Below are 21,934 nucleotides of genomic sequence, written 5' to 3'. Positions count from 1 at the left end.
AACTAGTTTGGGTATGGGAATTCTATAGTTAATCCTCTATCATATCTAAGAGGGAATCTGCAACTTATATTTAATGCCTTTTCAAGAAAGCTATTAATACAAAAAAACACTTGGTACTCGAACTCCCTGATGATTGATAGTAAATGTCTTCCATAATTGCCCCAAAAACAAAAATGCTCCAAGTTTTTCAACTTGAAGCGTTTCCAGTGATCCCGCTGGGACTCGAACCCAGGACCCATACATTAAAAGTGTATTGCTCTACCAACTGAGCTACGGAATCATTCCCTTTTTTGTGATTGGGATTGCAAAGGTATACAAAAAAACATTCCTTCCAACTTTTTAGCAACTTTTTTTCAAACATTTTTACAAAACCCGCTACAGACAAAAAGAAACAACATATATCATTTACCCCTATTTTTGCATCTGAAAAAAATTTCTAATGCAAAATAAGGTCGTAGTCATCACCGGGGGTACATCCGGTATTGGAAAGGCACTGGCAGTTGCTGCTCTCCGGTCCGGAGCAAAAGTAGCCGTGTGTGGCAGAAAGGCAGATACCCTCGAAGCGCTTGAAAAAGAACTCGCTGCCGATAACCTGTACACCTATACCGCTGACGTCAGTAAGGAAGATGACTGTAAACGCTTCATCGACCAGGTAATTGCCCGACTCGGAAAAATAGATGTACTGATCAATAACGCTGGTATTTCCATGCGCGCATTGTTCAAAGACGCTGATCTGACAGTACTTAAGCAATTGATGGATATCAACTTCTGGGGAACTGTATATTGCACAAAATATGCTTTACCTTCATTGCTGGCGAACAAAGGTACTGTCGTAGGTGTATCTTCTATAGCAGGTTACAGAGGCCTTCCCGGTCGTACCGGTTATTCCGCCTCCAAATTTGCAATGCAGGGTTTCCTCGAAGCACTACGCACCGAAAATCTGCATACAGGCATTAACGTAATGTGGGTAAGTCCAGGCTTCACCTCATCGAATATCCGAAATACTGCCCTCAATGAACAGGGTCGTGCACAGGCAGAAACACCGCTGGATGAAGGAAAATTAATGAGCGCTGAAACCGTGGCAGATGAGATACTCAAAGCTGTCACAAAACGGAAACGCACATTGGTGCTCACGGGTCAGGGCAAACTGACAGTTTTCCTCAGTAAACTTTTCCCCGGACTACTCGATGGACTGGTGTATAACCATTTTAAGAAAGAACCAGGTTCACCACTTAAATAATTAACGGTAAGCCGTTCATCGTCAATGATTGATTACAAAGGTATTAGCATGAACGGCTTAACGTTTATTTTTCAGGTTTTGTCACCTTTCTTACGGATGTTATACGCCCCAAAGCCCCTACCCCGGCCTATTTATAGTTATGCACATCTGAACAAGTTATTGACAAATTCAATACAGCAACATATATATTTTATATTTCTTTGCAGACAAAATGCCGTCAATAGCTCAATGGCATTCTTTTTGGGAAAGTGGTATTCATTGATAACATGTCCATAATTACACTGACATCCGACATCGGCTTGCAGGACTACCTGGTAGGCGCCATCAAAGGGCAGCTGTGGCAACACTGTCCTGGTGCCCCCGTCATGGATATCACTCACCAGATCTCCCCCTTCAATCTCCCACAGGCTACATATATATGTAAGAGCGCTTTCTCTTACTACCCGCCACGTACATTCCATATTGTACTGATCAACCTTTTCGACAGAAAAGCAAATCATGTACTGCTGGCAGAACATAACGGACAATATATCGCCTGTGCTGATAACGGACTGGTAACAATGATAGCGAACGGTACACCCGATAAAGTCGTAAGATTACAATTATATAAAGATCAACCCCAGGATACCTTTACCATCCTGAGGCGATTCGCAGAAGCTTATAAAGATCTTCAGAGTGGGAAAACACTCGAAGAGATCGGCGAACCAGCCCGTGACTTCGTCATCAAAAATAACCTGCAGCCAATGACCGGTCAGGATTATATTGATGGTCAGATCATTCATATCGATAACTTCGAGAACGTAGTCGTGAATATCACCCGCCAGCAGTTTGAAGAACACAGACAAGGCAGACCCTTCTCTATCTTCTTCCGCCGCGATGAGGTGATTACACAACTTTGTGAAACCTACGCCGATGTTCCGGAAGGCCATAAACTGGCCCTCTTTAACGCCGCCGGCTATCTCGAAATCGCTATTAATAAAGGTAACGCCGCCGGCCTCTTTGGTCTTCAGGGCTTTAGTCGCGATCAACTGGTCTCTGGCTTCCAGAAACTGGCCTTTTATCAGACAATACGTATCATCTTCGGCTAATTCCGCCGGAACCAGGCTCCCCATGCCTAACCCCAACATATTTGTTTGTTAATCAATCCCTTTCCTATAGCGACTTTTCACCCTGGCATCTTCAGAATTTTTCTCTTATTAAAGAAAAAGTTAAAACTGTTATCGCTAATTAGCATAATTTGCCACTTTTTCTATTTTTGTCGGACCTAAAACATCCTTATGAATTTTAAAAGGACCAACAATATCGTCGGTTGGGTTGTCTGTATCATTGCCTGCACTGTCTACATTATGACTATGGAGGCCACCGGAAGTCTATGGGACTGCGGCGAGTTTATTTCTAGTGCCTACAAGGTACAGGTTCCGCACCCTCCGGGAGCTCCTTTATTTGTGCTGTTGGGTAGATTGTTTACCATTCCGTTTCCGCCCTCTCAGGCAGCTATCGGCGTAAACCTGATGTCTGCACTGTCAAGCGGATTCACTATCCTGTTCCTCTTCTGGACCATCACACACTTCGCACGCCGCCTGATGGTGAAAGCCGGAGAAGTTATTTCCAGTGAAAAAATGATCGCTATCATGGGCGCCGGCGTCGTAGGTGCATTAGCTTACACCTTCTCTGACTCCTTCTGGTTCTCCGCTGTGGAAGGCGAAGTGTACGCAATGTCATCCCTCTTCACCGCCATCGTATTCTGGGCGATCCTGAAATGGGAACACGAATCAGATGAAGCATATGCTGACCGCTGGATCGTTTTCATCGCCTTCACAATGGGCCTCTCTATCGGTGTCCATCTGCTGAACCTCCTCACCATCCCGGCTATCGTAATGGTGTACTACTTCAAACGCTCTCCTAAAGTAACCCCTATCGGTACTTTCTGGGCGTTTATCATTGGTTGTGCTATCACCGGTCTCGTGCAGAAGTTCGTTATCCAGGATACCGTTAAGGCTTCCGGTCTGATGGACGTATTCTTCGTAAATAGCCTGGGCCTGCCTTTCTACAGTGGCTTCGCCTTCTATTTCATCGCACTGGCTGCTGTCCTGTTATATGGATTGAAAAATCCTAAATTCGGTCTCTATGCACCACTGATCCTGATCGCTTCCGTTATCGTCATCCCTGCCTTTAATGACGCTTCAGGTGCTGGTATCAAAATATTAAAGCTGATCATCTCAGCTGCAATCGTATTTATACCTTATTTAGTAAAGCTGTTCGATGTAAAAATCGGATCCGCCAGCTTTACACACGCTATCAAAGTAACCATCTACTCTATCATCTTCCTCCTGCTCGGTTACTCCACTTATATTACTACAATGATCCGCTCTACCGCGAATCCTTCTGTGGATATGTACAACGTGGACAACCCGATCTCCCTGGTAGGTTACCTGGGTCGTGAGCAGTATGGTGATTTCCCGCTGATCTATGGTCAGGTATTCACTGCCCGTCCTTCTTCTTATGAAGACGCCGGAAACATCTACGCGCGTGGTAAAGACAAATATGAGATCGCTGGTAAAAAACAGGTGCCTGTCTACGCTGCTGAAGATAAAATGCTGTTCCCCCGTGTCTGGGACGCCAGCAACGATCAGGGACATGCGGATTACTACCGCGACTGGCTGGGTCTTGATGCAAATGCACGCCCTAGCTTCAGAGATAACGTTAGCTTCTTCGTGACATACCAGGTTTACTTCATGTACTTCCGCTACTTTATGTGGAACTTCTCCGGTAAACAGAACGATACACAAGGTTACGGTAACAAACGTGACGGTAACTGGATCACTGGTATCTCCTTTATAGATAATATCATATACGGCGACCAATCCATGATGCCGGACAGCTTAAAGAACAATAAAGGGCACAATACCCTGTTCCTCCTGCCGTTCGTATTAGGCGTAATTGGTTTCTTCTATCAGTATAATAATCACCGTAAAGATACACTGGTCGCTTCCCTCCTGTTCTTCTTCACCGGTTTTGCCATCGTGCTCTACCTCAACCAGGCAGGTAACCAGCCACGTGAACGTGACTATGCATACGTAGGTTCCTTCTATGCATTCGCCATCTGGATCGGTCTGGGCGTACTGTCTGTGGCAGAATTCCTGAAGAAAAAGACCAAATCAGCAATCTCCGCTCCGGCTGCAGCACTCGTTTGTCTGCTGGCGGTACCGGTACTGATGGGCTTCCAGGAATGGGATGATCACGACCGTTCTACCAAAACCATCGCCCGTGACGTTGCCGCTGACTACCTGAACTCCTGCGCTGAAAATGCCATCCTGTTCACTGTGGGTGATAACGATACTTACCCGCTGTGGTACGCACAGGAAGTAGAAGGTATCCGTCCTGATGTTCGTGTGATCAACCTTAGTCTCCTCGGTGTAGACTGGTATATCGATCAGCAACGTCATATGGTTAACAAGAGCGCAGGCGTTCCGATGTCCTGGACTCCTGATAAATACCAGGGCGAAAACCGCAACTACATCCAGTACTATGATGGTGGTAGCTTCCCGCAGGATAAATTCTATAACCTGAAAGAAGTAATGGCATTCATGGGTTCTGATGATCCTCGTGCAAAACTGTCCACTACTGACGGTTCACAGATCAACTACCTGCCTGCTAAAAAACTCTTCGTACCGGTAAATGTAGCAGAAGTGCTGAAAAACGGTACTGTTGATATCCACGACAGCGCACGTGTAATGCCGCAGCTGCCATTCCAGATCAGCAAATCTTACCTGCTGAAGAATGACCTGGCAGTATACGATATCATCGCTGCAAACGACTGGAAACGTCCGATCTACTTCACCAGCCCAACCGACCTCGGTCTGAACGACTACCTCCGTCCGGATGGTCTGACCTACCGCCTCGTGCCGCTGCCGAAAACAGAAAGCAACGACCCAATGGGTGCTGACAACAACGTGAATATTCCGGTGATGTACAAAAACCTGATGGAGAAATTCGCTTTCGGTGGTGCTAACGTTCCAGGTACTTACTTCGACGAACCTAACCGTAAACTGCTGCAATACCTGCGTAACTCCTACACCAAACTGGGTACCGCTATGGCCCTGACCGGTGAAAAGGATTCCGCACTCGCAGTACTGAATAAGAGTGATAAAAATCTCCTGCAGGGTAACTTCCCTTACGCGATGACCACTCCGGGACAGATGCACAACTACAGCTCTATGCAGACTGTATACGCTTACTACCTGGCTGGCGATCCGAAGAAAGCAGACGAGATCTCTCAGCTGATCATCAAAGATTGTACACAACAGTTACAATACTATCGCAGCCTGCCAGCCTCTAAAATGAATGGCTTACAGCGTGATATGCAGATGGCTGAACAGTTTATCACCCTGCTGCAACGTATGAAGGAAGACTTCACACATCCTGAACGCCGCCAGCAACTGGAACAACCAGGAACTATCCAGGTTGACACTCCGGAACAGGCAACTGATGGCGCTGAAAACTAATCACCGCTAACCGGTATAAATAAAGAAGGGCGATCACTGTTCAGTGATCGCCCTTCTTTATTAGTTATGCATCAGGAATTAATAGAAAAAGCGCTACGATCGTTCAACAAAGCGCTTTTATTAGTCAAATATGCTTCATCTTACGCTAATGCTCCGCTAAAAGACGTAGCGCTTTAACGTAAGATGAAGCATATATGTGTATCAATAAGACTAAACTATATGCTCCCTGACACCAATCTGCAATGATCACACTTCAGGTCAAATTTCGCCAGTAACTTACGCTCCAGCTGCCATTCCCCTCCACAAGACGGACAATGATGCGCTGACGCCTTATTATCCGCATTAAACAGGTAATAATAACTCGGTTTACCCGTCAACTGTTCCAATCGGTTACAGATGCTACGGCCCTGCGTCGTCAGCGGACTATTAATATCTGACAAAAACTGATGAAAGTGCGTTTCACCCATCGATCCACGGAACCATAATCCGTCAATCTCAGCATAACTATGCGACCAGGAATTGATATCCTCATAGTTCCGCTGCCATACACTCGTATATGGCAGGTGATACAGTGGTATCTGGTCAAAGGTATCCCCGGATCTCACAGGAGAAGGTCCTCCCCAATAAAGGATAAATGAACTGGAAGCATCCACCTCCGCCGTCGGTACCGGCACCAGGTGCTCGCCCATATACTGATAGGATACCGTCACACCATATCGTTCCATCAGCACAGAGATCCACTGATTGACATAATCGCTGTTATAACGCTCTTCCAGCGAGTCCTTTTTAAGACACTGGACATGCAGAGACACTGCGTTTTCCTGGAAGAGAAACACGTCATTTCGGGATACTAACTGTCCATTGGAACGAAGGGAACGGATAAAGAAGTCGGCGTCACGGAGAAATGGCTCCTTTTCCGCCTGAGGCCATACAGCCTTTTCAAACAGGATCTGATAGATGAACATAGGATCAGGATATAGTATTCATAATAGGATATATTAAATATACCTAAATACTTTCACTTAAAAAAGTGTCTCTTTCTCAATCTTGCACCCTGATTATGAATGATATAACGCCGCAGTCATCCCTATAAACGAAAAAACTCCTGCAAATGCAGGAGTTTCTTATCAAACATTGAAACACTATTATAATTTCCCTACCTGATCCCACCAGAACTTTACGCTTGCTGTCACGTCAGGTACGCTGTTATCCCAGTTATACTCATATTCTACAGAGAACATGCCTTTAAAGCCCTGTGACTTCAGTTCTGCCAGTACAGCAGGCATATTACATACACCGTTACCCCAGATCACATCATGCGCATCCCGGGATTTCTCATTCAGGTCTTTGAAATGCAGGTGCAGTACATGCCCTTTCAGCTGTTTGATACAGTCAACCGGCTCCATACCTGAACGTACCCAGTGACCAATATCCGCACAGGCGCCCATATACTTGCTGCGTCCCTGGATTGCTACCAGTACGCTGTCAGGATGCCAGTAATGACTTGGTTTCGGATGATCATGGATAGCCACCTTGATCTTGTATTTATCACACAGTGAAGATACTGCATCCCAATGTTCACGTTTAGGCTCAGCAGTGATCACCTGAATGCCCATAGATTTCGCGAATTTAAACACCTGCTCCCATTCCAGTTCACTGGCCGGCGATACCACGCCATAAGCCACCAGCTTCTTCTTTTTTGCCTTAAACATGGCTTTTACTTCTGCCTGTTTGGCGGCATCCATTCTCCAGTCGAATTTACCATCAATGCCGTTCCCGATCGTCTGACCGTTATAACACTCCACATACTCAATACCTGCACTATCCATCTTTTCCAGGGCTTGTCCCAGCGTAAAACGGTTAAAGGTATAGGCTTGTGCACCTAATTTCCAGCCCAGCTTATCGGCGGCTTTTCCCTGCGCAAAACTTAACGTGGATGTCATCGTCGCTCCAGCCAGTACACCAGCCAGGAACAGCACGCTGCTCAATTTTTTAATCATCTGCAATAGTTTTAATTTGGTAATCAGTAAAGACCTGTGTGAAAAATAATCCGTTTCTACGAACAATGCAAACAATCAGGGTTGACCGGTCACATCCGACTGTCAAATGGACCCACCTTCAGGCTCACCATATCCGCACGCTTCACCCAATTTTCCGGCATCTACACTCCCTGATAATAGTAGTAAGATATTATAACACTGTTAAAAAATAACCCTGCTTTCTTATATTAAAATATACCACATGCATAATCAGCTATCTCATATCGATATTCTTCGTTACATTTTTATGAAATTACCGGCCATAGAGTATGTATATACATCATACCACTAAATTGCCTAATTTTAAATATTATGAGAGGCATACATTTTTCCAAATTTGAACCCGATGAGCAGCAGGGAAAATCGCCCTTTGAGAAGTTACTGGATGTATTCACTCAACTGCTGACTTACACCAGCGGAGATGTCAGTGAAGCATTACAATGGCTGACCGAACTGGACAAAGAGTACCAACTTACCAATGAAGATTACGGCATCGGAGATTTTATACAGGAACTGAGAGAAAAAGGATATATCCGCGAAAACGAAGAGAACGGAAACATCCAGATAACCGGCAAAACAGAACAGAGTATCCGCAAAAGAGCACTCGAAGAGATCTTCGGAAAACTGAAGAAATCAAATAATGTCGGTAATCACAATACCCGCAAATCAGGTCAGGGAGACGAACTGAATGCTGACAGCCGTCCTTATCAGTTCGGTGACGCACTGGAACAGATCGATATGACTGCTTCCATCCGCAACGCCCAGATCAATCACGGTATAGACAGCTTCTCCATACACCAGGACGACCTGGAAATTCAGGAGACGGACTTCAAAACCCAGACGTCCACCGCCCTGATGATCGATATCTCCCACTCCATGATCCTCTACGGTGAAGACCGTATCACACCGGCCAAAAAAGTAGCGATGGCCCTCAGTGAACTGATCACTACCCGCTACCCGAAAGACACGCTCGACATTATTGTATTTGGTAACGACGCCTGGCAGATCGAGATCAAAGATCTCCCTTACCTGCAGGTCGGTCCTTTCCATACCAATACCGTTGCCGGTCTGGAACTGGCCATGGATATTCTCAGACGCAGACGCAATCCGAACAAACAGATCTTTATGATCACCGACGGTAAGCCTACCTGCCTCAAGAACGGGAAAGAGTACTACAAAAACAGCTTCGGCCTGGACCGCAAGATCCTCAACCGTACGCTCAATCTTGCTGCTCAATGCAAGAAACTTAAAATTCCGATCACCACCTTTATGGTAGCTACCGACCCGTGGTTGCAAAAATTCGTAACAGAGTTTACCGAAACCAACAACGGGAAAGCCTTCTTCTCTGGTCTGGACAAACTGGGACAATTCCTTTTCTTCGACTTCGAGAACGGAAAAAGAAAAATGCTGTAACCGGCATCCGCAATCATATCATTGATAGAATAATCCATTAATACAAACATGAATATCAACATAAGTACGTTAGGTGAATTAAAGAAGAGTGGATATAAACCTAAATCCGTTAAAGAAGAGATCAGACAAAACCTGATCCGTAAACTCCAGCAGAAAGAAAACGCATTCCCCGGTATCATCGGCTACGAAGACACCGTTATTCCCGATACGGAAAGAGCCCTGCTCTCCCGTCATAATATCCTGTTTCTCGGTCTCCGCGGACAGGCAAAAACACGTATGGCCCGGCAGATGGTTTCCCTGCTGGACGAATACATTCCCATCGTGGAAGGTTCTGAAGTGAACGACAGTCCCTTCGATCCACTCTCCCGTCACGCACGTGATATCGTTGCAGAACTGGGAGACGCCACACCTATTTCATGGGTACACCGTGACCAGCGCTATAGCGAAAAACTCGCTACACCTGATGTATCAGTAGCTGACCTCGTTGGTGATATCGATCCGATCAAGGCGGCTAACATGAAACTGAACTACGCAGACGAACGCGTGATCCACTTCGGCATCATCCCTCGCTCTAACAGAGGTATCTTCGTCATCAACGAATTGCCCGACCTCCAGGCCCGTATACAGGTATCCCTGTTCAACATCCTTCAGGAAGGCGATATCCAGATCCGTGGTTTTAAAGTGCGTATGCCGCTGGATATTCTCTTTGTATTCACTGCGAATCCGGAAGACTATACCAATCGTGGTTCTATCGTAACACCACTGAAAGACCGTATAGAAAGTCAGATCATCACGCACTATCCGAAGAATATCGAGAACTCCCTGCTCATTACCGAACAGGAGGCCAATGTACATGAAGAACAACGCCATGTACATATCAGCGATATGATCAAGCGCCTCATCGAACAGGTTGCTTTTGAAGCGCGTAACAGTGAGTATGTCGATAAAAAGAGCGGTGTATCTGCCCGTCTGACCATCGCTGCTTATGAAAATGCAGTCAGTGCCGGCGAACGCAGAGCCATCATCAACAAGGAAAAAGAAACTTACGTACGTATAGCCGATCTACAGGGCATCATTCCGGCCATCACTGGTAAAATAGAACTGGTATATGAAGGCGAACAGGAAGGTCCGTTACAGGTAGCGGTCAACCTCCTCGACAAAGCCATCCGCAGCGTCTTCTCCCAGTACTTCCCGAACCCTGATTCTTTCAAAAAGCGTAAACAAAGCGCTGCTGCAGAGAATCCTTACCGGGCGGTGATCCAGTGGTTTGATAAAGGCAATGCCGTACAGTTATTGCAGGATGTAAATGATAAGCAATATGAGACGTCCCTCCAGAAAGTGGACGGCCTGAAAGAGCTGATCAAGGGCAAATTCCCGCACGCCAATAACAAAGAACAGTTACTGCTCATGGAATTCGTATTACACGGTCTGGCTTCCTACTCCCTTATCAGTAAAAAGGTAGTGGAAAACGAGACCCGTTTCAGTGATCTCCTGGGTACCATGATGAACTTCGGTACCGGTACAGAAGAAGAAAGCGACGAGTTCTAAACCATACTTCCTCCGTTAACGGAAACGCGGAATATTGGACGATATATACCAGATTGCTGTTGCATCTTACAGCCGAAGTATCTATCTTTCAGTATTCCGCGTTTTGCATTAGTATATGCCGCGTTTATTGAAAACAACTATCAACTACAGTTATGAACAACTCAAGAAGACACTTTATCCGCTCTGCCTCTACCCTTGTGGCAGGAGCAGGATTGGTCGGTGCGTTGCCCTCCGCTCTCCGCGCAGTTGCCCCCAGCGATAAGATCAATGTTGCTGCTATCGGTATCAACGGAATGGGCTGGTCGGACCTCACCGCTATTCTCAAAAACCCTTACGCACAATGCGTTGCCCTCTGTGATGTTGACAAAAACGTACTCGATAAACGGGCCGCAGAACTGGACAAAAAAGGCCAGAAAGTAAAGACCTATGGCGACTACCGTAAATTGCTGGAAGACAAATCCATCGATGCCGTGATCATCGGTACACCTGATCACTGGCACTGCCTGCAGATGACAGACGCCGTATCCGCCGGAAAAGACGTGTACGTCGAAAAGCCCATCGGTAATTCCATCGCAGAAATTAAAGCCATGTTGTATGCCCAGGAAAACACTAAACGTGTCGTACAGGTAGGCCAGTGGCAACGTAGTCAGCAACACTTTAAAGACGCGATCGCCTTCGTACATTCTGGTAAACTCGGACAGGTACGTCTCGTGAAAGCCTGGGCCTATATGGGCTGGATGCACTCCATCCCTAAACAACCAGATGGTAATCCACCTGCAGGTGTAGATTACGCTGCCTGGTTAGGCCCTGCACAAAAGCGCCCTTTCAATCCTAACCGCTTCCATTTCAATTTCCGCTGGTATTGGGATTATGCGGGTGGATTGATGACCGACTGGGGTGTACATTTGCTGGACTATGCTCTCCTGGGTATGAAAGCACAGCATCCACAGTCTGTGATGGCTGCGGGTGGTAAATTCGCTTATCCGGATGATGCAGCCGAAACACCGGATACACTAACCACAGTTTATCAGTTCGATGGCTTCAATATACAATGGGAACACGCGATCGGTATAGATGGCGGTCCTTACGGCCGTGATCATGGTATCGCCTTCATCGGTAACAACGGCACACTGGTGCTGGACCGTGGCGGATGGGAAGTGATCCCTGAGAAAGATAAAATGGAAGCTGTACCACGTCAGAAGTCCGTTGACAATGGCCTGGATAAACACGCAACCAACTTCCTGGAAGTGATTAAATCACGGAAACTGGAAGATCTGAACACCCCGCTGGCAGCTGGCGCACATGTCGCCACTATTGCCCAGTTAGGGAATATCGCCTACAAAACAAGCCAGAAGCTACACTGGAACGGCGCTACCGGTGGATTCGCGGAAAAGGATGCTAACAAATACCTCACGCCTGAATACCACAACGGCTATAAACTACCTAAGTCAACGATGAAATAATACAGTAAAGGCGTCCCGCTATAGACGGGACGCCTTTATCATTTATCAACCAATCACTATAGCTTCCTATTTCTCTATCCCGGCCGTTTCCAGCATTTCCACACCTTCTGCATTCCCCTGCTGTGCTGCCAGGTCGGCGGCAGTCAATCCCCGATTCTCACGGATATTGATATCTGCTCCAAAATCAAGTAATAACTTTATCATATCATTTCGTCCGAACATTGCTGCAAACATCAACGCAGTACCACCATTGCCATGTTGCAGATTCAGATCAGCACCATAACCGATCAGCAACGTTGCTATCTCCGGATAGCCCTTGAAACTTACGCCCATCAGAGAAGTGTTGCCACCATAATCTGCAGCGTTTACGTCTGCACCAGCTTCAAGCAATAATGCAGCTGCTTCAATCTGATTATTATAGGTAGCGATGATCAATGGCGTATAACCACGACTGTCGCGAACATTAAGGTCCTCTATTTTACTAATATTTTCCTGCAAAAAAGAAATGTCGCCGGTCCTTGCTGCGTTAAAAAATTCATTGACAATTGCGCTCATGGTAATAAGATTAACTAGGTTTACTGCTTATGAATGATAAAGCATACCGCACTGCCTGCCAGGCATACAACGCTATGCTTCAATTTAGCTGTTCAATATCAGTGCCGCTTTATCGGACTTCAGGCAAGTGCCTGCGTTCATTGCTGTCACTTTGCACTTTCCCTACCCATGCCAGGGCACGAATTAATCATATCAACTTGATAATCAATCAATAAATCTGCTTCTGATAACTGTCTGATAACTTCTTCTCTCCAATAGCGACTATTTCATTAGCTACAGCGATTTCTTCCGTTTTGGTTCTTTCCATCTACCTAATGTGGAATATCAACGTATGGTAAACAGAAAGCCTGGAAATTAAATTTCCAGGCCTTCTATTTACGATGTATGACTGTATCTTATGCTTATTGATAATGCACGTACTTTTCTGTAAAACTACCATCTGCAAATAGTTCCAGCATGCCGTAACCAGGCGCAGTCTCTCTGTTGTTCCCTTTCCACCAGGCGCCACTCACAGCACCATCACACAGATAGGTCACATTGTTATAGACCACCTTATCCTTCAGGTGTATGTGTCCGCTCAGGCATAATTTCACATTTGGATGCTGATAAAACAGACGGATAATATCCGCCGTATCTGTATGCATATCACCTCCCAGCATTTCCCATCTGTTCACAATATTATCCTGCACCATCAGCGTCGCCGTCAGGATCGGAATATGCGACAACATACATACCGGTGTCTGCGCATCTGTTGCCTTCAGTTCATCTGCCAGCCATTGCATCTGCGCTTCCCCCAGTTTACCGATATACCAGGTATCATCTACATCCAGGTGCACGCTGTCCAGTACGATGAATTTCCAGCCACCTTTCGTAAAACTGTAATAAGGTGATTTCAGCTGTAACTGATCCAGCGAATATTGCTTACCGTACACTGCTTGTCCTTTGTTATTTTCACTCCACCAGATATCATGGTTCCCCAAAGTGTAATACACCGGCAGACTACACTCCTCCTTCATGATCGTATGGAGTAATTTCCATTGTGCATCAATGGTTGAAAGATTCTCCTTGTTCATATCAAACACAATATCGCCGCCGTTCAGGATCATATCCACCTTCGGTTGCTGCGACTGAATATGATGCAGACATTTCCGGAAGAAATCGGGCGCGCCTGCTTTATCATACAGGTGGACGTCCGTAATATGTGCTACACGCAATACAGGCTTTTTCTCTGCATCAGCCGCGAAAGCTGGTAATGATATAGCCGGCGCCAGTAATAAACTGCCAAATCGTTTGAACAATGATCTTCTTTGCATAAAACACGCTTTAATGCCACAACGGACAAACCGCGAAATTTGCATATCCGGGGCGCATTTCCATCACGTCCGGCAGATTTAACAATATGTTATTCCTGTTCCGGATTTCATCCCTGCTCCCATTTCATTCGCAGAAAATAATCCTTCTCCAACAATTCTTCCCGGGTCATCGTAATCGTCACACCCCATTCCATATAATAATACGCATCTGCCAGATCCAGCACATGATCGTACATATGATCCGTGATCAGGAAGCCTTTCCCTTTCGCAGCTTCTTCGCGTATCAGGTCTTTAATGGTATTAATATGCAAGGGCATGATATGGGTAAAAGGCTCATCCAGTATAACAAATTTCACCGGAGAACAGATCAGCACAATCGTGGTAAGCATGCGTATCTGTCCGCCGGAAAGCGATTTCACGGATACCTTTTCTTTCCCTTCAAATTCCGGAAAACAGGCCGTCACCCGTTCCCAGGGCACATCATAAGACCGTGCAAAGGCGCCTGCTGTAAGCGGAGCAGGTACAAAAGGAAACTGTGGCAGATACCTGACGAGTCCCGGTACTTTGTACGCCGGTTTGCTCAGCTTCTTACCGTTGTATTGTACAAAACTGAACTCTGCAGGCTGCGCACCAAACAGAACCCTCATCAGACTGGACTTACCCGATCCGTTACGACCTACCAGTATGTGAATACGGCCACTGATCATTTTCATATAGCCGCCACTGATAACCGTTTTTGTTCCATAGGAAAGCGTAACGCTATCCGTTTCCAGTATATCCATTAACTATAAAATGAGGTAAGCGTAAGGGCAGTAAAAAGCAACAGGAAATCGATCACAAAGGCAGTCCCTGTCAGCAGGTAAGGGCCGAGACCAAGATTAAAGAAATAATATCTTTCCTTCCGCTGATGGGCAACATAGGCCGTCATGCCAAAAGCAATGACTTTCAGACTGAGGATCGCAGGGAGTATACCAATGTGTTTCGTAGCATTACTACGATATACCCAGCAGGCACAAAGGATCAGCAGTATTCCGGGAACCAGGAAAAACGAACGGTAATAGAGTAACAAACCGCGTATTCTTACCATAAATTGTACACAGGATGATTTGCCATCCATCGGTACAATTTATCAATATTTATTGCTGGTCATCACCAGCCGCACTGCCAAAAAATTGTTAAAGTCAGTGCTTAGATCGCCGAACCGGCATTTTCACTTTCCTTTTCAAACATCATTGAAAGGTATACAGCGTCGCTGATAGGGTTGTCGTAATACGCAGCAATCGGCTGGAAACCCAGGCTGGTATACAATTCAATAGCAGGGCGCATATGTGCCAGCGTATCCAGCAGCATACGTTTATAACCCAGTTTCTTTCCGGCTTCAATGGCTTTGATGGCCAGTGCGCGGCCTACGCCATGTCCTTTGAAAGCATCGCGTACAAAGAGCCGTTTCATTTCGCAGGTAACGTTTTCAAACGGTCTTATACCAACGCAACCCGCAGGGTGTCCATCTACCAGGGCAATAAACAATGCTCCCGCGGGCGCTACGTAGTTGGGTTCAGGTAAATTGCTCAGTTCTTCTTCGAAGCCCTGAAAACTAAGATCTACACTCAACCAGTTGGCATACTCACGGAAAAGGGATTTCACCTGCTCCAGCGTTTTAACATCGTCTTTTTTTACTTCTACAATTTCCAACATACCTCGTTTATTTTTGTTTATAGAAAACACAAAAGCCTCCTGAGCATCAGAAGGCTTTTAATTCTGAGTTCCGGAGAACTCCTACTGTAAACGATATAATTAATAAATTAACTCATTGTCAGCATTCTCAACATCACCAGGTCAGCCTTCTGCTCACCACCCTCTTCAGTTAGGGGGGGTAACAAATATAACAAAATTTAGTCAAAAAAAGCAGGGCTGAAAGAAATACTTTAGATACTATTTTTCTGCGCTATTTATTGCCTTTAATTCCGTCACCAGCGCTGCCATTGTGTTTACACCCCAGTGTTCATAGTACTTTCCGTCACGTACCGTTACCATATCCATCACCCTGATGCTTACAGACTGATGCGTAGCCGGTATACCCATAAAAGTCCCCTTGTGTGTACCTGAAATGACCTTGAAAGTGGTCACCTTATCTCCTTCTGCCACCTGCTCATAGATCGTTACCCTGAGGTCGGGAAATGCAGGACGCAGTATATTATTGAAGGTATGTAAAATGCCTGCCGCTCCTTTATCCATACCTGCCATCGCGGTATGATTGATAAACGCAGGATCCATGATCTCTTTAAAGCTCTCCAGGTTATTCTCCTCAATGATCTCCTTGTTAAAACGCCTTACCAGGGCCTTGTTCTGTTCTGTCATTGCTGTCATATACTTTGATTTTATACAGCAAAATTAGTCCGTGGCACCCCCCTCCTGTTAGTCCTCACCGTCCAGAGTTTATGCCTGGACGTTCATATTTTGTTCCTGGTAAGCCGAAGGCGTCATACCAAATACCTGCCGGAATGCTTTCGTAAAACTGGAATGACTTTCATACCCCACCTGGTCATACACATCGCCGGGTTTGACCTGCTGGTCCAGGAGTAAACGGGCTGCTACCTGCATCTTTTGTTCCAGTAACCAGCGCTGCGGAGAGGTGCCGTAGATCTTCATGAACCGCCGCTTAAAAGTAGACAGCGACATACTACACAAAAAGGCCAGCTCCTCTACCGTCACTGGCCGGGTGATATTCCCTTCCACCGCTTTCCTGATCTCAAAGTCCTGCATACTACCGGTCGCATTTGCCTTTAATTGCAATAGTGTTTCCGGTGCTGTCTGCAACAGGTACAACAACAGCTCCTCAAACTTCAGGATGCAGATCTCCTGGGGCAATGGCTGATCCAGTTGTAATAAATGTCTCAGTGAATCTATATAGTTCCGGAGAAAAACATCTTTTTCAAAAGTAATAAATGAAGCAGCCGGTAGTTGTTTATCCCGTTGTTGCGCCTGTACCAGTCGAGCGTATTTCATGTAAAAATCCAGCAGGGCGTCATCGCTGAAATACAGGAGTACGGACTGGAAATTCCCATTGTCTGATTTTACGTTTGTCGTCAGACAACTACCGGCTGCCAGGAATAAGATCGCATTGTCATTGACGGTGGTTGTTTGTCCGCCGTAAATAACCGTCTTACGTCCTTCTATCAGTAAATTGATCATGTTCCTGTGCAGGATCACACGATTCTTTTTTGTATTGCAGGGAGAAGTATATGGCCGGATCAGTATCCGGTCTTCCGCGCGGTATTGCGCCGGATTGAGATCCTGAGGAAGATTGATGACATTCATTCCTGCAAAGATCACAAAAAAGGATCAGGGAATGATGCGACGCTGTCTGAAATCGTCAAAGATGCGGAAAAACATCTCCTTCGTTTCGATGTATTCATGAAACCCGGCCCTGCGTGCTTTACTGCCATCTGCGAACATGTCATAATCCCAGGAGAACACAAAATCGGCAAAGCCCCAGGAAGATAAGTGCTTATAGGGAATAGCGGCCAGCTGGTATTGCTCCTGCATCTGTTGCCACAAAGCAGCCTTATCTGCCATGATCACATTGAGCGACATCGGTAAGGGTGGCGCCACCTCCAGCTCAAAATAACGGGCTATTTCAGGCCACATTTCATTCCAGCGGAATAAGTCCCCGTTGTTGATATTAAAGGCCTCATTCGCCCCTTCCGGGGCCTCTGCTGCCCAGGTAGTGGCCTTTGCCAGCAGACCGGCATCGGTCATTTCTATCAGTTTATCATAAGCACCTGGTTTACCCGGAAAGCGTAAAGGCAGTCCCAGTTGCTTTGAAATGGAGGCGTATACCGCAATGGCCAGCGCCAGGTTCATAGGGTTTCCCAGAGCAAATCCGCCCACTACTGAAGGCCGGATAGCGGACCAGCTCCATGACTTACCCACCTGTTTCTTTTCCAGGAATACCTGCTGATCTACATTGAACTCAGGTGGCATATGCCCCGCGTCAGACTCCCTGGCCGGTGTTTTAAAAGGCCCCAGATGTGCGCCGTACACTTTGTATCCCTGCATCAGACTGATATGCTGTAATCCCTTCGCAATGGGCGCTACGACGTTTACCAGATTCTCCAGCATCGCCATATTAGGTGGAACCAGGGCTTCCCAGGTCGGCGCATCTACATAAGCAGCATAAAAAATATGCGTCACCGCCGTCAGACCGCCCAGTTTATCAACCGTGTCTTTCTGATCCTGTAAGTCTACCGCTATATGCCTTACATTCCCTTTGGCTTCGCCGCCCCTACGGGAAAGTCCGATAATATCCCAGTCGCCCGATGCATCCAGATGATCTGCCAGATTCCTGCCTATTACGCCCTGTGCACCCGCTATCAGCGCAACTTTACGTTGTCCGTTCATATGTGTTGATTTATACCTCAAAATTACCCGTAGTGGCAGGTCCGGCATTTGTATATTGGCAGGGATTATTTGTATTTTGTGTCGTATGCAGCGGTATGTTCAACACGAATTTCTAAAAGTATCTCATTTTACAACTACGGAATGGCAGCATCCATTGCATAACCACAACCATTTCGAACTGATCTTCATACACGAAGGAAATGGCTTTCATTGTCTGTCCGGTATCCGTCACCCCTATACGGGAAAGTCCATTTTCCTGCTGGCGCCGGCCGATTACCACAGCTTTGAAATCACCACGCCGACCACCTTTACCTTTATCAAGTTCACCAATGTCTATATCACACAGGTAGGACATTTACCGGAAGAACACCGCTGGAACCGGCATATCGACGAACTCCTGATCTGTAGCCGCAGACAGCAGTTCCCCGTATTGAAATCAGCCGCCGATGCAGATAAAACAGATACCCTTATCCGTCTCCTGGTAGCAGAGTGGCAGGAAACAGGGAATGAGACCAGCGAAACCATCTTCTTCCTTTTACAGACGGTCATGTCTATCCTTCGCAGGAATGTGCACGAACCATTGGAAACGGTCTTGAAACAGGACGAGAAGCTCATTGCCATGCTGCATTATATTCACCAGCATATCTACGAAACGGAACTGGTCCGCCAGGAACACCTGTCTGCCTTATTCGGTCTTTCCAAAAGACACCTGGGCGCTTTCTTTCGCGAACATACCGGTGTGGCCCTGCGGGACTATATCAACCGCTATAAACTGCACATTATTGAGAACCGGCTGAAATACAGCTCCTTATCACTCAAAGAGATCAGCCAGGAATTAGGCTTTACCGACCTGAGTCACTTCAATAAATTCTTCAGAAGCTATCACCAGATCAACCCCTCCGCTTACCGAAATAAATAAAGCGTGCTTTTATTCGGATATATATCTATAAATATTATATTTGTATACGATATGTTCGCGCCTATGACTATTGGCATTGGTAAATGCCGGCGACTATTCTAAATCCCTATCCGTATGAAATTATTTGACCGTTTCAGGAAAAAACCTACTGTATCCGAAACAACTGTACCAGTAACAAGCGCGACCACGCCTACACCACTATCAGCGGACAGGAATTTCGTAGATGACCTGGTCAGCTACTTCAGTACTGAAACAGCTGTGACAGCCGCTTATTTCGGCTTTGCTTACAACAATGCATCGAAGGCACACATACTGGTACTGGCTATCGACCATCAGGGAAACGAGGATTCCATACAGGAGATTACCTGGATGATCAAGTCCCAGTTTATGAGTGATACTGAGATCTATTATACCTCCAGCGTGACCAATCCGGAACTGACAGATTATATCCGTCAGCATAATCTTCCCTTCTATCACAAAGGCAATTCCGCCATACTGCAGCAGAAAGTCATGAAACAATGGTTTGATGAAAAGCGGTTCCGGCAGGAGTTGATCGAGACGATGAAAGATTGTGAGGTCTTTACCCTTGCACACAAAATGGAGGATAGCAAGGACCTGATGCTGGCTACATATGTACGGGAGCAGGGTGAGTTCATTCCGCTTTTCGCGGATGCAGAAATGATTGCCAGAAGTGGTATGGTGAATATACCGGATGACAGGATGATCGTAAAGATGACCTTTCAGCGTATCCTGAGTGGGATCAATCCCGGACAGTTATTTATCCTGAACCCCGCAACGCCGTTTGAAGCGGAGATGCGGGTATAAGGCTTCAAAACGCGGACTGAACACTACACAAGTAATAAAATACTATCTTGCAGCTGCTATAAAGGCTTCCGTATTCCATTATTGCGGCTTTAAAATAGTAGCAACGACACATGACAGAACAACTGGAGGAGCAACTCGAATCACTTTCTCCCAATGATATTTCCCGCTTCAGCCTTGCAGCAGCAGAGACCTTATGGCTGACCTTTAAAAAGATCTACGAAAAAGAATTTGGCGGTAATGTCGCACAGACAGACGTTATCTTTGATAAGGCCTGGTTACTGGTAGCCGGTCAGCTGAAAGACACAACCGCTGAAGAGTTGGATACCATGGCGCAGGACCAGATCCCGAATCTCGACAATCACATGGAGATCTTTGAATCAGTATGGCGCTCTACCCTGGCCTCTTCTGCACAAAACGCCGCTACTGCCGTATGGATGGCTGTCAGCGGACTCGCAGAAGATCCGATCGATACTTCTCTGGAAGTAATAGATATTATCCGCAATACGCTCGATATCCTGATCAGCACACAATTAAGTGAAGAGAAAGGAAATGACTATATGGCCGAAGAAGAAGAGATCGAATCACATGCCCTCTACCAGGATGAACTGCAAAGACAGATTGAAGCCGTGAGGGCCCTGAAGAGCGGTAAGATCGCTACATTCAGACAGGAGTATGTGCAGCTGATGCAGCTGAATGAATTAGGAATTGACACTTGAAAAAATTAAGAATTAAAAATTAAGAGTTAAGAATTTTGGCTTTTTCAACAGTCCCAATTCTTAACTCTTAATTTTTAATTCTTAATTGCTAACTCCCTCCTACGCCGGGAATACTGTCGGCAGGAACGCCACCATTCCTTCTACGATCTGCCTCATCGTTTCATTCATCTCCTCTATCTTGCCGGTATTGGCGCCGCCACCTACAACACTGGTCACTGGTCGCTGCCCCTGTGGCAATTCTACCAGTTTCAGCATCACATCAGCAACTTCTTTCGGATCCGGACTTCCCGGTGTTGGTTCGAAGAACCTGAATAACGCGCGCTGGAAATCAAGTACATCTTTACCATATTCACCATCTACGCCGGCATTCTTAGCAACGATACCTTTAGTCACGATATCAGTGGACTGATACGCTCCTGGCTGTATACTTACGACGTCAATACCAGATGATTTCAATTCGTAGTGATACCCCATCGTCACGGCGTCAAGCGCTGCTTTAGTACCGTTATAGGTACTCAGGATAGGAATATACTGACGGCTCTGTACACTGGTCACGTTGATGATCAGCCCGTCCTTTTGTTTGTGCATGTATGGCAATACTGCCTTCATGGTACGTTCCGGTCCGATGGTGTTCACCTGGTACAGCATTTCTGTCTGTTCGATAGATAATGACTCTCCCAGTCCCATGAAAGAAACACCGGCATTGTTGATCAGCACATCGATCCTTCCCCCCGACTGTTTCGTGATCTCCGCTATGGCGTTATTAACGGAGGTAGTATTGGTCACGTCCAGTTCTACGACGATCACTTTTACCTGTTGTGTCTTTGCCCAATCTGTCAGTTCCTTTGCAACAGCAGCGTTGACGCCGTTGACATTACGCATGGTAGCGTATACGGTATGCCCCTTCAGGGCAAGTGTCTTCACGGCAGACAGCCCGAAACCGCTGCTGCTTCCTGTAAGAATGATCTGTTTCATTGTTTGTTTACTATTTAATGTG

Annotated in this window: 20 protein-coding genes and 1 tRNA gene; 9 read left to right on the top strand and 12 right to left on the bottom strand. The window is 46.2% G+C overall.

The window, feature by feature from the left end:
* Positions 1 to 207: 207 nt before the first annotated feature.
* Positions 208 to 280, bottom strand: a tRNA-Lys gene (locus BMZ72_RS03750).
* A gap of 159 nt (positions 281 to 439) precedes the next feature.
* On the opposite strand from BMZ72_RS03750, the gene BMZ72_RS03745 reads away from it, so the two are divergent.
* The 3 genes from BMZ72_RS03745 to BMZ72_RS03735 all read left to right on the top strand — a co-directional run bounded on the left by BMZ72_RS03745 (position 440) and on the right by BMZ72_RS03735 (position 5,745).
* Positions 440 to 1,240, top strand: a complete 801-nt coding sequence (locus tag BMZ72_RS03745) for an SDR family oxidoreductase (protein ID WP_089805377.1) — start codon at positions 440 to 442, stop codon at positions 1,238 to 1,240.
* A gap of 266 nt (positions 1,241 to 1,506) precedes the next feature.
* Entirely contained in the window at positions 1,507 to 2,328 is an 822-nt protein-coding gene (locus BMZ72_RS03740) for an SAM hydrolase/SAM-dependent halogenase family protein (RefSeq protein WP_089807209.1), read from the top strand.
* 189 nt (positions 2,329 to 2,517) lie between these two features.
* Positions 2,518 to 5,745, top strand: a complete 3,228-nt coding sequence (locus tag BMZ72_RS03735; RefSeq protein WP_089805375.1) for a glycosyltransferase family 117 protein — start codon at positions 2,518 to 2,520, stop codon at positions 5,743 to 5,745.
* Between the two features lie 215 nt (positions 5,746 to 5,960).
* Here the strand turns inward: BMZ72_RS03735 and BMZ72_RS03730 are convergent, their stop codons facing one another.
* Both BMZ72_RS03730 and BMZ72_RS03725 read right to left on the bottom strand, forming a co-directional pair.
* Entirely contained in the window at positions 5,961 to 6,710 is a 750-nt protein-coding gene (locus BMZ72_RS03730; protein WP_089805373.1) for a Zn-ribbon-containing protein, read from the bottom strand.
* A gap of 180 nt (positions 6,711 to 6,890) precedes the next feature.
* Positions 6,891 to 7,745 carry a sugar phosphate isomerase/epimerase family protein gene (locus tag BMZ72_RS03725; protein WP_089807207.1) on the bottom strand — a complete coding sequence of 285 codons (855 nt, stop codon included), beginning with the start codon at positions 7,743 to 7,745 and terminating at the stop codon, positions 6,891 to 6,893.
* A 351-nt stretch (positions 7,746 to 8,096) separates the two neighbouring features.
* Here BMZ72_RS03725 and BMZ72_RS03720 point away from each other — a divergent pair, with 351 nt between their 5' ends.
* The 3 genes from BMZ72_RS03720 to BMZ72_RS03710 all read left to right on the top strand — a co-directional run bounded on the left by BMZ72_RS03720 (position 8,097) and on the right by BMZ72_RS03710 (position 12,208).
* Positions 8,097 to 9,197 carry a vWA domain-containing protein gene (locus BMZ72_RS03720; protein ID WP_012792275.1) on the top strand — a complete coding sequence of 367 codons (1,101 nt, stop codon included), beginning with the start codon at positions 8,097 to 8,099 and terminating at the stop codon, positions 9,195 to 9,197.
* 48 nt (positions 9,198 to 9,245) lie between these two features.
* Entirely contained in the window at positions 9,246 to 10,745 is a 1,500-nt protein-coding gene (locus BMZ72_RS03715) for a MoxR family ATPase (RefSeq protein ID WP_089805371.1), read from the top strand.
* Positions 10,746 to 10,897: 152 nt separating this feature from the next.
* Positions 10,898 to 12,208: a Gfo/Idh/MocA family protein gene (locus BMZ72_RS03710; RefSeq protein WP_089805369.1), complete on the top strand. Its 1,311-nt coding sequence runs from the start codon at positions 10,898 to 10,900 to the stop codon at positions 12,206 to 12,208.
* A 66-nt stretch (positions 12,209 to 12,274) separates the two neighbouring features.
* On the opposite strand, the gene BMZ72_RS03705 is transcribed toward BMZ72_RS03710, so the two are convergent.
* The 8 genes from BMZ72_RS03705 to BMZ72_RS03670 form a co-directional block, all read right to left on the bottom strand.
* On the bottom strand, positions 12,275 to 12,763 hold the full coding sequence (locus BMZ72_RS03705; RefSeq protein ID WP_089805366.1) for an ankyrin repeat domain-containing protein: 489 nt from the start codon (positions 12,761 to 12,763) through the stop codon (positions 12,275 to 12,277).
* Between the two features lie 401 nt (positions 12,764 to 13,164).
* On the bottom strand, positions 13,165 to 14,076 hold the full coding sequence (locus BMZ72_RS03700) for a metallophosphoesterase family protein (RefSeq protein WP_089805364.1): 912 nt from the start codon (positions 14,074 to 14,076) through the stop codon (positions 13,165 to 13,167).
* A 107-nt stretch (positions 14,077 to 14,183) separates the two neighbouring features.
* The gene (locus BMZ72_RS03695; protein WP_089805362.1) at positions 14,184 to 14,858 is read right to left on the bottom strand and encodes an ATP-binding cassette domain-containing protein; all 675 of its coding nucleotides are present in this window, start codon (positions 14,856 to 14,858) and stop codon (positions 14,184 to 14,186) included.
* Positions 14,858 to 15,193, bottom strand: a complete 336-nt coding sequence (locus BMZ72_RS03690) for a hypothetical protein (protein WP_089805360.1) — start codon at positions 15,191 to 15,193, stop codon at positions 14,858 to 14,860. Before BMZ72_RS03690 ends, BMZ72_RS03695 begins: the two co-directional genes overlap by 1 nt.
* Positions 15,194 to 15,264: 71 nt before the next feature.
* Complete coding sequence (locus tag BMZ72_RS03685; RefSeq protein ID WP_089805357.1) at positions 15,265 to 15,771, bottom strand: GNAT family N-acetyltransferase; 507 nt, start codon at positions 15,769 to 15,771, stop codon at positions 15,265 to 15,267.
* A gap of 237 nt (positions 15,772 to 16,008) precedes the next feature.
* A complete protein-coding gene (locus BMZ72_RS03680) occupies positions 16,009 to 16,443 on the bottom strand; it encodes an ester cyclase (protein WP_255373091.1) in 435 nt (144 codons plus the stop codon).
* Positions 16,444 to 16,512: 69 nt separating this feature from the next.
* On the bottom strand, positions 16,513 to 17,394 hold the full coding sequence (locus BMZ72_RS03675) for a helix-turn-helix domain-containing protein (protein ID WP_089805355.1): 882 nt from the start codon (positions 17,392 to 17,394) through the stop codon (positions 16,513 to 16,515).
* Positions 17,395 to 17,418: 24 nt separating this feature from the next.
* On the bottom strand, positions 17,419 to 18,477 hold the full coding sequence (locus BMZ72_RS03670; protein ID WP_089805354.1) for an SDR family oxidoreductase: 1,059 nt from the start codon (positions 18,475 to 18,477) through the stop codon (positions 17,419 to 17,421).
* 85 nt (positions 18,478 to 18,562) lie between these two features.
* Here BMZ72_RS03670 and BMZ72_RS03665 point away from each other — a divergent pair, with 85 nt between their 5' ends.
* From BMZ72_RS03665 to BMZ72_RS03655, 3 genes are all read left to right on the top strand, one after another.
* Positions 18,563 to 19,396 (top strand): AraC family transcriptional regulator, encoded by an 834-nt coding sequence (locus tag BMZ72_RS03665; protein WP_089805352.1) that lies wholly within the window; start codon positions 18,563 to 18,565, stop codon positions 19,394 to 19,396.
* A 114-nt stretch (positions 19,397 to 19,510) separates the two neighbouring features.
* Complete coding sequence (locus BMZ72_RS03660; protein ID WP_089805350.1) at positions 19,511 to 20,221, top strand: enhanced serine sensitivity protein SseB C-terminal domain-containing protein; 711 nt, start codon at positions 19,511 to 19,513, stop codon at positions 20,219 to 20,221.
* A gap of 110 nt (positions 20,222 to 20,331) precedes the next feature.
* On the top strand, positions 20,332 to 20,937 hold the full coding sequence (locus BMZ72_RS03655) for a DUF416 family protein (protein ID WP_089805348.1): 606 nt from the start codon (positions 20,332 to 20,334) through the stop codon (positions 20,935 to 20,937).
* Between the two features lie 99 nt (positions 20,938 to 21,036).
* On the opposite strand, the gene BMZ72_RS03650 is transcribed toward BMZ72_RS03655, so the two are convergent.
* Positions 21,037 to 21,912 carry an SDR family NAD(P)-dependent oxidoreductase gene (locus BMZ72_RS03650; protein ID WP_089805346.1) on the bottom strand — a complete coding sequence of 292 codons (876 nt, stop codon included), beginning with the start codon at positions 21,910 to 21,912 and terminating at the stop codon, positions 21,037 to 21,039.
* Positions 21,913 to 21,934 lie beyond the last annotated feature (22 nt).

The organism is Chitinophaga sp. YR627, from assembly GCF_900114995.1.
Taxonomy (GTDB): Bacteria; Bacteroidota; Bacteroidia; order Chitinophagales; family Chitinophagaceae; genus Chitinophaga.
Note: the sequence above shows the minus strand (reverse complement) of the source record. Positions and strands in the feature narration are given on the sequence as shown.

What these genes read in the sequence shown, in the direction of transcription:
- BMZ72_RS03745 (WP_089805377.1), top strand. Translation starts at nt 440, where the DNA reads ATGCAAAATAAGGTCGTAGTCATCACCGGGGGTACATCCGGTATTGGA.
- BMZ72_RS03740 (WP_089807209.1), top strand. Translation starts at nt 1,507, where the DNA reads ATGTCCATAATTACACTGACATCCGACATCGGCTTGCAGGACTACCTG.
- BMZ72_RS03735 (WP_089805375.1), top strand. Translation starts at nt 2,518, where the DNA reads ATGAATTTTAAAAGGACCAACAATATCGTCGGTTGGGTTGTCTGTATC.
- BMZ72_RS03730 (WP_089805373.1), bottom strand. Translation starts at nt 6,710, where the DNA reads ATGTTCATCTATCAGATCCTGTTTGAAAAGGCTGTATGGCCTCAGGCG.
- BMZ72_RS03725 (WP_089807207.1), bottom strand. Translation starts at nt 7,745, where the DNA reads ATGATTAAAAAATTGAGCAGCGTGCTGTTCCTGGCTGGTGTACTGGCT.
- BMZ72_RS03720 (WP_012792275.1), top strand. Translation starts at nt 8,097, where the DNA reads ATGAGAGGCATACATTTTTCCAAATTTGAACCCGATGAGCAGCAGGGA.
- BMZ72_RS03715 (WP_089805371.1), top strand. Translation starts at nt 9,246, where the DNA reads ATGAATATCAACATAAGTACGTTAGGTGAATTAAAGAAGAGTGGATAT.
- BMZ72_RS03710 (WP_089805369.1), top strand. Translation starts at nt 10,898, where the DNA reads ATGAACAACTCAAGAAGACACTTTATCCGCTCTGCCTCTACCCTTGTG.
- BMZ72_RS03705 (WP_089805366.1), bottom strand. Translation starts at nt 12,763, where the DNA reads ATGAGCGCAATTGTCAATGAATTTTTTAACGCAGCAAGGACCGGCGAC.
- BMZ72_RS03700 (WP_089805364.1), bottom strand. Translation starts at nt 14,076, where the DNA reads ATGCAAAGAAGATCATTGTTCAAACGATTTGGCAGTTTATTACTGGCG.
- BMZ72_RS03695 (WP_089805362.1), bottom strand. Translation starts at nt 14,858, where the DNA reads ATGGATATACTGGAAACGGATAGCGTTACGCTTTCCTATGGAACAAAA.
- BMZ72_RS03690 (WP_089805360.1), bottom strand. Translation starts at nt 15,193, where the DNA reads ATGGATGGCAAATCATCCTGTGTACAATTTATGGTAAGAATACGCGGT.
- BMZ72_RS03685 (WP_089805357.1), bottom strand. Translation starts at nt 15,771, where the DNA reads ATGTTGGAAATTGTAGAAGTAAAAAAAGACGATGTTAAAACGCTGGAG.
- BMZ72_RS03680 (WP_255373091.1), bottom strand. Translation starts at nt 16,443, where the DNA reads ATGACAGCAATGACAGAACAGAACAAGGCCCTGGTAAGGCGTTTTAAC.
- BMZ72_RS03675 (WP_089805355.1), bottom strand. Translation starts at nt 17,394, where the DNA reads ATGAATGTCATCAATCTTCCTCAGGATCTCAATCCGGCGCAATACCGC.
- BMZ72_RS03670 (WP_089805354.1), bottom strand. Translation starts at nt 18,477, where the DNA reads ATGAACGGACAACGTAAAGTTGCGCTGATAGCGGGTGCACAGGGCGTA.
- BMZ72_RS03665 (WP_089805352.1), top strand. Translation starts at nt 18,563, where the DNA reads ATGCAGCGGTATGTTCAACACGAATTTCTAAAAGTATCTCATTTTACA.
- BMZ72_RS03660 (WP_089805350.1), top strand. Translation starts at nt 19,511, where the DNA reads ATGAAATTATTTGACCGTTTCAGGAAAAAACCTACTGTATCCGAAACA.
- BMZ72_RS03655 (WP_089805348.1), top strand. Translation starts at nt 20,332, where the DNA reads ATGACAGAACAACTGGAGGAGCAACTCGAATCACTTTCTCCCAATGAT.
- BMZ72_RS03650 (WP_089805346.1), bottom strand. Translation starts at nt 21,912, where the DNA reads ATGAAACAGATCATTCTTACAGGAAGCAGCAGCGGTTTCGGGCTGTCT.